This window comes from Escherichia sp. F1 (genome assembly GCF_046764225.1).
GTDB lineage: Bacteria > Pseudomonadota > Gammaproteobacteria > Enterobacterales > Enterobacteriaceae > Escherichia > Escherichia coli.
The window spans coordinates 3887592-3899497 of sequence record NZ_CP177202.1; the positions used below are offsets into that span (position 1 = coordinate 3887592).

The 11906-nt window shown below is 48.9% G+C and carries 13 protein-coding genes; all 13 read right to left on the reverse strand.

The window, feature by feature from the left end:
• Positions 1–326 precede the first annotated feature (326 nt).
• Positions 327–770 carry a hypothetical protein gene (locus ACK8NJ_RS18675; RefSeq protein ID WP_000477415.1) on the reverse strand — a complete coding sequence of 148 codons (444 nt, stop codon included), beginning with the start codon at positions 768–770 and terminating at the stop codon, positions 327–329.
• Between the two features lies 1 nt (position 771).
• Positions 772–1140 (reverse strand): tlde1 domain-containing protein, encoded by a 369-nt coding sequence (locus ACK8NJ_RS18680; RefSeq protein ID WP_001145945.1) that lies wholly within the window; start codon positions 1138–1140, stop codon positions 772–774.
• Between the two features lie 91 nt (positions 1141–1231).
• Positions 1232–2548: a type VI secretion system protein TssL, long form gene (gene tssL, locus ACK8NJ_RS18685; protein WP_000128888.1), complete on the reverse strand. Its 1317-nt coding sequence runs from the start codon at positions 2546–2548 to the stop codon at positions 1232–1234.
• A complete protein-coding gene (gene tssK, locus ACK8NJ_RS18690; RefSeq protein ID WP_001316112.1) occupies positions 2545–3888 on the reverse strand; it encodes a type VI secretion system baseplate subunit TssK in 1344 nt (447 codons plus the stop codon). Before tssK ends, tssL begins: the two co-directional genes overlap by 4 nt.
• Before the next feature lie 3 nt (positions 3889–3891).
• A complete protein-coding gene (gene tssJ / locus ACK8NJ_RS18695; RefSeq protein ID WP_001045933.1) occupies positions 3892–4425 on the reverse strand; it encodes a type VI secretion system lipoprotein TssJ in 534 nt (177 codons plus the stop codon).
• A 67-nt stretch (positions 4426–4492) separates the two neighbouring features.
• Positions 4493–4978, reverse strand: a complete 486-nt coding sequence (locus tag ACK8NJ_RS18700) for an Hcp family type VI secretion system effector (protein ID WP_000119441.1) — start codon at positions 4976–4978, stop codon at positions 4493–4495.
• Between the two features lie 111 nt (positions 4979–5089).
• The gene (locus ACK8NJ_RS18705; RefSeq protein ID WP_000871595.1) at positions 5090–5461 is read right to left on the reverse strand and encodes a T6SS amidase immunity protein Tai4 family protein; all 372 of its coding nucleotides are present in this window, start codon (positions 5459–5461) and stop codon (positions 5090–5092) included.
• Positions 5458–5943, reverse strand: coding sequence for a type VI secretion system amidase effector protein Tae4 (locus tag ACK8NJ_RS18710; protein ID WP_000533467.1), 486 nt, complete (start codon positions 5941–5943; stop codon positions 5458–5460). The genes ACK8NJ_RS18705 and ACK8NJ_RS18710 overlap by 4 nt, the downstream gene beginning before the upstream one ends.
• Before the next feature lie 52 nt (positions 5944–5995).
• Positions 5996–7510 carry a type VI secretion system contractile sheath large subunit gene (gene tssC / locus ACK8NJ_RS18715; protein WP_000245854.1) on the reverse strand — a complete coding sequence of 505 codons (1515 nt, stop codon included), beginning with the start codon at positions 7508–7510 and terminating at the stop codon, positions 5996–5998.
• A gap of 24 nt (positions 7511–7534) precedes the next feature.
• On the reverse strand, positions 7535–8080 hold the full coding sequence (gene tssB, locus ACK8NJ_RS18720) for a type VI secretion system contractile sheath small subunit (protein ID WP_000996814.1): 546 nt from the start codon (positions 8078–8080) through the stop codon (positions 7535–7537).
• A gap of 61 nt (positions 8081–8141) precedes the next feature.
• Positions 8142–8432 carry a hypothetical protein gene (locus ACK8NJ_RS18725; RefSeq protein WP_000144227.1) on the reverse strand — a complete coding sequence of 97 codons (291 nt, stop codon included), beginning with the start codon at positions 8430–8432 and terminating at the stop codon, positions 8142–8144.
• A 2-nt stretch (positions 8433–8434) separates the two neighbouring features.
• The gene (locus ACK8NJ_RS18730) at positions 8435–8998 is read right to left on the reverse strand and encodes a hypothetical protein (RefSeq protein WP_001040750.1); all 564 of its coding nucleotides are present in this window, start codon (positions 8996–8998) and stop codon (positions 8435–8437) included.
• Positions 8999–9010: 12 nt separating this feature from the next.
• Positions 9011–11644, reverse strand: coding sequence for a type VI secretion system ATPase TssH (gene tssH, locus ACK8NJ_RS18735; protein ID WP_001308377.1), 2634 nt, complete (start codon positions 11642–11644; stop codon positions 9011–9013).
• Positions 11645–11906 lie beyond the last annotated feature (262 nt).

Here is an 11906-nt window from a genome sequence, read left to right on the forward strand (position 1 = left end):
ATTGTTCAGAACTCCACATTGTAATCATCAACAATAAAAGGCCACAAGCTGAAAATGTTTTCCCGATTCAGCACAAAAAAGTAGATGGCGATCCGAAACATCACTAAACCTGAAAAATAAAATTTCGCAGCATCATTTTATTTACATCATCACGCAACAACGTTGTCATTATTAAGTTTATGCTCAATATTTTAATTTATATACAAAATCATTCGAGTTGCATCAAGGCGGCAAGCGAGAGGATCCCGAAGCATTTATTCCGGTAAGTGACTCGGGTGAACGAGTGCAGTCAACGCAGAGGCAACCTGAAGGATAAGGTGTATACATCAAAATTCTCTGGATAGAATAATATAGCCATTGAATCTTACGGAACACTCATTTTCATTAATAAGGCCGGATGCAATAACAACATCTTTCCCCCTGTCATTGTTAATATAGGTATATTTTGCCACAATAGACTTAGCATGATTTTCATAGTAGCTATCAAAATACGATTTTTCATCTAACATTGCCTTCTTATTTCTGGCTTTGTCCTTCTCATAATCAATCTTAGCCAGAGACTCTGCATAAAACTTAGACACAGGAGAAACATCAAGAACTTCTACCCTTGTTTTATCTCTTAAAATAGTAGAAGAATTTATATTCAAATCACTTTTCATTGCATCAAATAACGACAACTCTATTGAGGCTCCAACCGTAGCGCAACCATCATTTTGTGCATATGAAATTGCAGGTATGCCAGCTAACAGGCAGATTATTACCTTGAACATATTAGTCCTCAACCACTAATATTTTATCAGTACTGGCAGCAATAACCTTGCGATAAGGTAAATCCAGAATTATACAGCCATCAGAGGCTTCTCCTGGATGGGCTGAACTCTCTCCGTGTATCATGAAACCGTCACGCCCGCACATTTGATTTTCGGGGTAAGGCGTGAGCCTCATCGTCCATGCTCTTGTTCTGGCATGAAAAAATGCAGGTCCAATTGTATATGTACCTCTTGGCAATGGTCCCTTATCTCTTACACACTCATTAACAGAGTCATCTTTAAAACCCGGTCTGCCAGAATATCTGGCATTGAACTGATAGCTACCATTTAAATAAAATGAACGTGCATTAATTTTGTATACCCAAGGCATTACACAATCTCCTTTTTGTTAAAAAATAATAGTCAGATCAGAACACCATATTTTATTGTTAGTTTTCTGACCTAACCATAGTCATATTAATTCACTCCACCACCAGAATTTCCACCCGACGGTTCTGCGCCCGTCCGGTTTTAGTACGGTTATCGGCCACCGGTACGGTATCTCCTTTCCCGACAACCCGGATCCGGCTGGCCGGAATACCACCGGACGTCAGCAGTGAAGCCACTTCCGCCGCCCGTTTTTCCGACAATACCTGGTTGGACGGGAATTCAGCGGAGTGGATCGGCTGGCTGTCCGTGTGGCCGGTCACCGTCACCGCGCCCCCCACACGCGCAATCTCACGCGCGGCCTTGTCAATCACCGGGCGCAGCGCATCATTCACGGTTTTCTGCCCCGGTATAAACATCGTATCGCCACGAAAGATTACACGGCTGTGATGGTCATCTTCCTCCACCGTCAGCAGGCCACGGGCGATTTCGTTCGCCAGCAGGATTTTCAACCGCAGTTTATGCACCGGAACGGGTGGCGGCGGAAGATTTTTACCAATGGCGTCGATACGCTGTTGTACGGTTTCGGTGGCGAGGTTCATCCGGTGGCTGTAAAGGCCAAACAGCGTCAGCATCATCAGCAGGGTGATTCCGGCGCTCAGCCAGACCGGCACCCGGCGCATCCGCCGCATTCGCCCACTAACGGCACCGGCAAAACCCGGCGAGAGCGTCGGCGTGATCGGATCGCGACGCTGGACCAGTTGAGTCAGCAGTTGCTGGCGGATATCGTCCAGTTGTTTACGCCCGTCAGGCCGTACACTGTAGCGGCCTTCAAAACCCAGTCCCAGAATGTGGTAAATGATTTCCAGTACATCGCTGTGCTCCTGGAAGCTGGCGGCCAGACGCCCGATTATCTGAAACAGCTTGATGCCGCCTTCACTTTCGCCATGAAAAGTCACCAGCAGGCTCTTCCCGGCCCAGACACCGCGTCGCCCCCAGACGGTGTTGTTGGCAGCTTCATCCAGCGCCGTGCACACGCAGTAACGTACCGCCAGCACATGTTCGCGGCGCAGGTTTGCCTGGTCGCACAGCGTCTGATACCGGCGGACTTCACGCTCCAGTAGGGCGCGATAATGTTCGACAAAACCAGGGGAAAGTTCACGGGGCATTTGCGCCAGCGCGCATAACAGAGGGCTGGCCGCCGCCAAAAGAGGATTCACAGCAGCAGTGATCTCAGCCAAGCGGAGCTTCAAATCTGGCCCGTCTTCAACCACCACTTTTATATCTTCCCTGCGAAGGCTGTCCTGGACGAGCGTATCGTAACCGTCATTATCAGGCGACCTTGTTCCCCTCATTGAAGGCTGTAATTGCAGGGTATTCACCGCAGGTTGCGTCAGAATATCGTCGGTCATTTATCGCGAACTCCCCACAGCTCCAGCTCCAGTCCAGGAAACTCTCCGGCGGTATGCATTGCCATGCCACCATAGCGGGCGATATGTTCCCACAACACGCCGTCGCGGCGGATGTCGTAATAGATGTAACCGGACTGGAACGGGATCTGACGCGGTGGCACTGGCAGCACCTGTAGAACAAGACCAGGAAGGTGCGAGCGAATCAGTTCCGGCAGGCGTTCTGACGGCCCTATTTTGGTCTGAGCCGAAAAATGTTGTAGTAAGGTGTCGGCGGACATCTGTGCCTTCACCGCCAATACTAACGAGCTGAAATCTGACAGTTCGGTAGGTTCAACCACCGCATTGAGAATACCGTAAGTTCCCTCTTCCAGAGGAATTCGCTGCGCCCCACGTATTAGCACAGCATTCAGCAGATACTGAACCTCGTCCACCACCGATTTCAGCCCGGCATAGGGCGTCAGGTGCTTATATTCTTTATATTCTTCCGGACGGCGTGTTTGCGGACGCACGTAGGTAGATAGTTCTCCGGCCAGTGCGCAGAGGTTACGATAGAGTACTTCAGGCGATAGCGGCGTTTTCGACATATGGATCAATAAGGGGCCGAAACGATTAAGAACTTGCAGAAGCAGGTAATCCGACACTTCCGCCGCTTCATGACCGTGTTTGTCGCTCCCCGTCAATCGTTCCGCCAGTGAATCTGCACGCATTTTTATCAGATCGTTAATCCAGGATAGCCAGGTACATATCAGCGTACTGGCCTGGTAGTTCGCCACTGGAGGGATCAATTCTTTGTCTATATCGACCCGACCATCGGGATGCAGCGCTGTGATGCGCGTCAGCGGCAGGCCGATCCACGCGTCTGTCACCGCCTTTTCCGGTAACAGTCGCAAGCGCAGGTGGCTAAGTTGCAGCAGTTGCGCGCCTCGCCCCAGCGAATTGGCATCACGGATTTCACTTTCATGTACCGAAAAACGTGCCAGTGATTCAGGGTTATTGTCGAAACTGGTTTCTTCACTGTTCGGCGTACGTATTGGCACAGCCAGATAAATCAACTGGTTAAGATGTTCTGGAAGGATGGTCAGAGGCGGCGGGAGTGGTGTATGACCCGGCGCATTAAAAGGTGTACCGTCAGCAAATACCCCGGAAGCCTTCGTAAGTACCAGTTTTCCGATGTTCAGCGCCTCACTACCAATACCATACTCATTGAAGCCCCAGTAAAAAGGTGAAAGAGGCAAACTGCGATAATGAATGACATGTTCCAGATAGCGTTCCTGCTGCTGAAACATCTGTGGCAACAAAAATTGTCCTTCACTCCAGACCACCCGGTTATTCCAACTCATAATTTACTCATCCCGTTCTTTAATCACTATGGCGCTTTGCTCTATGCCAGCATCCAGTTCGACTTTTTTCTTTGGCATAAAGCGGCTGTACCAACTTTTTTCCGGTGGATCAGGAATTTTATATGTAGCCCGCCAGACCGATTTTCCCAGATTGCGGTATCCGGCGAGGATCCCCAGCGTGGTAGTTTCCTTATTGAGGGCGCGGCGTAATTTTTTCTCCTCGCCCGGACGCAGGATAAAGCTGTCGCGGTGGAGTAAATCATCGGCAAGAACAGCCTTGTCATTGTCCTGAAGGGACCACCAGTCCGCCGCCGTGAAAGCTGCATCAATTTTCAGTTCATAAACGCGTATCTCTATGGGCGCGGCTTTTTTCTGATTGTCAGGATTCACCTTATCGGAAGCCTTAATCACCAGATCGAGTCTTTGTGACATCAGGTCCGGCACGTCGTCGCTGTCAATGCTGCACCCGGAAAGCAGGAAGACAAAAGACAAAGCTACCGCACATAACCACCCACCGGGGTTACGCCATTTATTCACTGTAATTTCCTTTAAAATCAAATAATAAAAACCGGCCAGGCTATATACCTGGCCGGGAAAATGTTGCTTAAATTTCTTTGTTAGCTTTGAAATCGTAACCTGCCGTGATAGTGCCGCCGCTGCCGCCCTGCTGGTTCTGCACCACGTATTCCTGCTTCACGGTGCTGAAAGAGAGTTCGACTGACTCACGAGAAGCTATTTCTCCCCCCTGACTCCCGCTGGGCGAAACCATTGCTACGATCAAATCAGTAAAACTGTATTTGAGGTATTCCAGTGGGTTGCCGCCTGCTTTGCGCATGGTCAGCACGGCTTTCGGAATGTGTTTGCCGGAGGCGCAGTATTTGAACAGGTTCGGGCTGGCGCGATCGATATAGTGTTCAAATGAAAGATTAGTTACGGATACCTTGCCGGATCCCAGACCGCTACCCGCGTGCATGGTGGACTCCTGGTGGATATTCCAGCGCCAGCTCAACACCTCAATTTCATTTTTATGTTTGTCATCCATTGACTCGCCGTCAATGCCGTCAATTTTCAGAAAAATATCATAAGACATATTTCATACCTTTTATTTAAATTAATTTTGGTTTATCCGCTTACAAATAAACCATTACTTTACAACACTCTTCCACATATGGAATCGGCAGAACAAAGGATTGAATATATTTCATTTCTTAACACTCCTGGAAATCAACTCATCCAATTCATTTCCATGAATGAAATCTATACATTTCATAGTACTGAAGTCTGATGCTATAGAACCATCATATTTTAATGATGCATATTTTCTCGCTATCGCATCTATTTCACGATAAATTTCTACAGGTTGCTGACCATATTCAAGATAAGCACTAGCTGTAGCTCTGGCATCATCCTGAACGGCATCATTTTTATACACCAATGACAAACAATGACTCAAAGCCCAATTGCGTAAGAGCTCTGACTGAGAATATTTTTCAGTCAATGCTTCCTGAGCATAAGATAATTGACATATCTGTAGCCCACAGAGGCCCCAAAATATTAATTTCAGCCATTTCATGGTAGTACCCACAGGATTCCGACTTCAGGAACAAATGTTCCATTATCTGGATCATTTAGTAGATGGCATTGATCTGAACAAACGCTACCATTCCATAATGTTACATGTCCCCGAGCATTGCTCCAGCCATGGCCTTTTACAACAATGATGCCTTTTTTACCTGTAAAGTCACCAGGAGTTGGATTATTAATGACAAGATCTGGCTTCCCCATAATCTGGGTCAGATGTTCAATCATATCATTCACACGATAAATATAAAATTTCTTATCAGAACCACTAACCGTTGCATAGGGAGAACTACGGGATATCGAAAATCCCGTAGCATTCAAAACATAACTCATACGAATTGGACAAGCATTTTCAAAATAGCCACCTGAAATATTTTGCCCAACATTTCCGCCAATTATACGACCGACATCAGCAACGGGAAAATTCACTTTTCCAAATGCCGACCATGCCTCATTAAATGAAGGTCTACCCATTTTCTTTACCCTCTAAAAAATCTGCATCACAAGCTTTATGAAATATAATAAATCAGGTATTACCCTGTTTTACCGACGGCAGTTTTGTGACCAGACGCAGTGATCCTGTTAACCCTTCAAGCTGAAAATGCGGGCGCAGGAAGAATTTGGCATCGTAATAACCCGGATTACCTTCCACCTCTTCCACCACCACTTCAGCAGCTGCCAGTGGGCGACGAGCTTTGGTTTCCTGTGAGGAGTTCACCGGATCGGCATCGACGTAGTTCATGATCCACTCATTGAGCCAGCGCTGCATATCTTCACGCTCTTTGAACGAGCCGATCTTGTCGCGCACGATACATTTGAGGAAGTGCGCAAACCGTGAACAGGCGAAAAGATATGGCAAACGAGCTGAGAGATTGGCGTTGGCCGTAGCGTCCGGATCGTAATACTCCTGCGGTTTTTGTAGAGACTGAGCGCCAATAAAGGCGGCGTAATCAGAGTTTTTGCGGTGGATAAGTGGGATAAAACCATTTTTCGCCAGTTCAGCTTCACGACGGTCAGAGATGGCAATTTCTGTCGGGCATTTCATATCCACGCCGCCGTCATCGGTCGGGAAGGTATGACAGGGCAGATTTTCCACCGCACCACCAGATTCAACACCGCGGATCAACGTACACCAACCGTAATGTTTGAAAGAGCGGTTGATATTTACACCCATTGCATAGGCGGCATTGCTCCAGACATATTTGCTGTGATCTGCGCCATCCGCATCTTCTTCAAAATCAAACTCATCGACAGGGTTTGTTTTCGCACCATAAGGCAAACGGGAGAGAAAACGTGGCATCGTCAGGCCAATGTAGCGAGAATCCTCACTTTTTCGCAGCGAGTTCCACGGTGCGTATTCGAGGTTTTGGGTCACAATTTTGGTCAGATCACGCGGGTTAGCCAGTTCCTGCCAGGAGTCCATCTGCAACACTGACGGAGAGGCCCCAGCAATAAACGGCGCATGGGCTGAGGCTGCCACTTTGGCAATGGAGCCGAGCAGATCTACATCCGGTGGCGTGTGATCAAAATAATAATCCGCAATGATACAACCGTAAGGTTCTCCGCCTAACTGTCCATATTCAGCTTCATAAAGCTTTTTGAACATGGGACTTTGATCCCAGGCGATCCCTTTGTAACGCTTCATATTTTTCCGCAATTCATCCTTTGAAAGATTCATAAAACGGATTTTTAATTTTTCATCGGTTTCAGTGTTGTAAACCAAATGTTCCATCCCACGCCAGGAGGACTCCAGTTTCTGAAATTCCGGATGACTCAGGATTAGTTTGATCTGCTCAGTTAATTTGAAATCGATCTGCTCAATAATCGCAGCAATACTTTTATAAGCGTCGTCACTGACGGTGACGGTATTTGTCAAAGCCTGTTGGGCCAGCGTCTGAACTGCTGCCTCAACAGCCTTTGCTGCCTGAGGTGTCTTGGGACGGAAGGCTTTATCCAAGAGCGAATCAAATTCAGTGTCCTGATAGGCAGTGGTTTGCGCAGCAGAGAGTTCGCCAGTCGCCAGAAGAGTATCGTTTACCATGAAAGTTCCTTAATAAAATCGCAGTTAGTCTGCTGTTCCCGTTTCACCTGATAAGACACTTTCCTGTTGAGCGACAGGTTTTGGCGCACTAGCCAGAGCTTTCAGTAACGTAGGGTCTTGTAATAGTTTGTTGATAAGATTTTCTGCTCCCGCTTTACCATCCATGTAGGTTTGTAGGTTGGCAAGCTGAGTACGCGCTTCCAGCAGCTGGTTCAGGGCATCCACCTTACGGGCAATCTGCGCAGGCGAAAAATCGTCCATATTCTCTAACGTGATATCGACCATTAACTGCCCTTCGCCCGTCAGCGTATTGGGGACAGCAAACGCCACGCGCGGCGCAATGGCTTTCATCCTCTCGTTGAAGTTATCGATATCAATATCAAGGAATTTACGATCGGTGACCGGCGGCAGCTCTTCACGCGGTTTACCCGCCAGGTCGGCCAGCACCGCCATGACAAACGGCAGTTCGATTTTTTTCTCGGAGCCGTAAATCTCAACGTCATACTCAATCTGCACGCGGGGCGCGCGGTTGCGGGCAATAAACTTCTGCGCGCTGTTGTTGATAGCCATAATCCTTCATTTCCTTATCAGTGAGCCGACGACCACCAGGGGAGCGGTTCGACGGTACAGTTTAAAAATCATACGCAGAGAGTATTTTTATAATCTCTTTGTTTTCTTTGTACTTTTCCCGCAGCACAGGGAGTGATTTCTTCGCCGGAGGACACCAGGTATCAACCCCCTTTTCGATGTCTCTTTTATCCTTCTCTGGTAAAGAACTGTCCCATTCACCAGCAAGATGCTGGCACATTTCCGCATTACTCAGAAAATGCTGTACATCCTGTGGTAAAGACGGTTCCCCCTGAACACTGAAAGCGAACATCATTAACAGGAATGTCCACAACACCGGATAACGAAATGTCATACTTAATGTCCATCAATTGACCAGTGGGGTATATCTGTATTTCCGCCTACAAATTTTCTGACGCCGTAACCCAGACCTACCGCCTGAAGCTGGGCATTCATTCCGGTTCGATGTAGTGTATTAATTGCAACATTCTGACCATTGCTCCCCGCAATTGTTAATGTTCCGCTCCAACTGATATTCATATCTATCGCAGTACCGCGTGTATGGTTGGAGCTCAGTGCAGGCGCGACATTCAGATTATTCATACCATAGGCCGTAACCATAGCCTGCGCCGCTTCAAGCGAGGCTTGCTCAGTCGGGTGAACCCACTCAATATCCACCCCCTCCATCGCCGGGACGTTTTTTGCCTGAACGATTTCATGAGCAATCAACCATGACCAGTGCATGAGATATGCTCTGGCGGGAGGGCGATATGTTGCAGAGATACTGACCCTTGCACGCGCATTACCAAGCGCGCGCAAAAAATTATCTACCGATGCACGAAAAGTCCCCTGCAAATCATTAGTGGAAGAACTTCCAGGAAAGCGACTGACCCACAGTGCGCCACTTAATTCTTTTGCCATAAGGATGCTCCATTAATCCGTTTCAAAAATAATCTGTTCATCCTCATCAACACGAATGCGGATTTGCGTGATGGCCGTTTTCTCTGTCATCGCCTGCAACCAATAACGGGACAGTTGTGGGAGGATATGTTGTTCGATATAGCCGATGAGCAAACGAGCGCCGGTTTCGTGCATCGGGCAGCGCGACACAATATGCGTAATCAGTTCATCGCCATACACCAGTGAAACGCCATGCTGCTCCGCCATCCGATCCATCAATCTGCCAAGATGCAGGCGGGCAATAACACCACGCGCGGTCTCATCCAGCGGTAAATAAGGAATAACCGTCACACGCCCCAGGAAAGCCGCCGGGAAGTGTTTACGTAACTCCGGCATTAACGCCTCTTTTAGTCCTGCCGAATCAGGCATCAGCGCCGGATCCTCACAGAGCTGGCTGATAAGTTCCGCCCCCGCGTTAGTCGTCAACAACAGCGTGGTATTTTTGAAATCGATGTGGACACCTTCGCCATCTTCCATCGCCCCCTTATCAAACACCTGGAAGAACAGCTCGTGGACGTCGTGATGGGCTTTTTCAATTTCATCCAGCAATACCACGCTCCAGGGATGGCGGCGTACCGCTTCCGTCAACACACCGCCTTCGCCATAGCCGACGTAGCCAGGCGGCGCGCCTTTCAGAGTGGAGACTGTGTGAGACTCCTGATACTCGCTCATGTTGATAGTGATCAGATTCTGTTCACCGCCATAGATTGCTTCTGCCAGTGCCAGCGCGGTCTCAGTCTTGCCTACTCCGGACGGCCCGGCCAGCAAAAAGACACCCACAGGCTTACGCGGGTCACCTAAACCCGCCCGCGCGGTCTGGATACGCTCGCCAATCTGCGCCAACGCATCCATCTGCCCGGTAACACGCTGCGCCAAACGGGTGGGCAATTCCAGTATCTGACTGGCTTCATCTTTCACCATGCGTCCGGCGGGAATACCGGTCCAGTCGGAGACAATCTCTGCCACCACGGTTGCACTGACTTCCGGGTACACGACGGGGTTTTCACCCTGCCAGCCTCTTAATGCCGTTTCTGCCTGTTGTAGAGTGATTTCGTCGCGCTCGCCAGGCGCTGCGCCGCGTTGCTCCTGTAAACTGCGAACCAACTCCAGTTCCTGCTGCCACCGCGCTTCGGTGTCAGAAAGATCGGCATTAAGCGATATAATCCGCGCCGTCAGTACATCGCCCCGCTCCGAGCGGATACCCATTTTTTCCTGCTTTAATAACAACTCCTGCTCCAGTTCGGCAGCGTTGAGCTGCTGGCGCAGATACTGGACTCTCGCAGGCGGGGTATGCAGCGACAGCGCTACACGGGCCGCCGCCGTATCCAGCAGGCTGATGGCCTTATCCGGTAGTTGCCGGGCCGGAATGTAACGGTGAGAAAGCTGTACGGCGGCGCGCACGGCCTCATCAAGAATCAGGACATCATGGTGTTCTTCAAGCGTGGTGACTAATCCGCGCACCATCTCAACAGCCGCAACCTCTTCCGGCTCAGCAACCTGCAATACCTGAAAACGCCGGGTCAGCGCCGGATCCTTTTCGATATGGCGTTTGTACTCGCTCCAGGTGGTTGCGCCGATGGTGCGCAGAGTGCCACGCGCCAGCGCCGGTTTCAGCAGGTTGGCAGCATCCCCCGTACCGGATGTACCACCAGCGCCCACCAGGGTGTGAACTTCATCAACAAAAAGTATCACCGGCTGCGCCGAGCGCGCGGCCTCTTCCAGCAAAGCTTTCAGGCGGGATTCAAATTCACCCTTCATGGACGCCCCAGCCAGCAGCGCTCCAACATCCAGTGACAGCAACCGCACGTTACGCAGTGAAGGCGGCACTTCCCCCCCGGCAATCGCCAGCGCGAATCCTTCCACCACTGCCGTTTTCCCGACCCCCGCCTCGCCGGTCAGGAGCGGGTTGTTCTGGCGGCGGCGCAGCAGAATATCCGTCATAGTACGGATCTCGTGTTCGCGGCCGGTGACCGGATCGATATTGCCTTCACGGGCCAGCGCAGTCATGTCCTGGCAGTATTTCGCCAGCGCGGATTTACTTCCGGTTGATTCGCCGGCAAAGACCTGGCTAGCTTCCCCCGGTACTGCAAAATTTAAATCCGAGCCGTCATAAGGTATTTCTGTTAATTCAGGAGATGAAGCGATTAAAGACGGAAGAATATCTAATAGTTCATCTACCGGTAGCCCTGCCAATGGCGCACAGATATTTTTTAACACCCGATACAATTCTGGCGTGGTTAACCAGGCAAGTAATAACCATCCACTACGAATTTTTTGATCACCAAAGCGGATACTTGCCAACATCCAGGCTTTTTCAACAGAAAGATCGATATGATGGGAAAAATCGTTAATTACACTCGCTCCGGCAGGCAATATATTCAATTGCTGAATTAACGCCTTCTCAACATCAGCAGATGTTATTTGATAATGTCGAAGCACATTGTGAATGTCATTCTCTGGTTGTTGTATTAACTGATGCAACCAATGCGTCAGTTCGACATAAGGATTAGCGCGTAATTTACAGAACGTCGTCGCAGATTCCAAAGATCTAAACAAAGATTTGGTTAGCTTTCCATACAGTGCACTGCGCGAAACAGGAGTGTCCATCTGTTACACCTAATGATGTAAGAACATATAAATGATACATAAACATAACTGTACCGATTAAAACTTCTAATTAATAGAATTATCAAAAAGGCCGAATGAAACAATGATGCATATCACAGAACACAATGTAATATAGCAGGTAGTATCTTTTTCATGGTGATATTCAATAGAGCAAGCCAATTTCATACATACCATGAATATATTAAATTGAAAATCGCCACTATATATTTCCGCGAAAACTTATATTGATAAAGTAAATTGA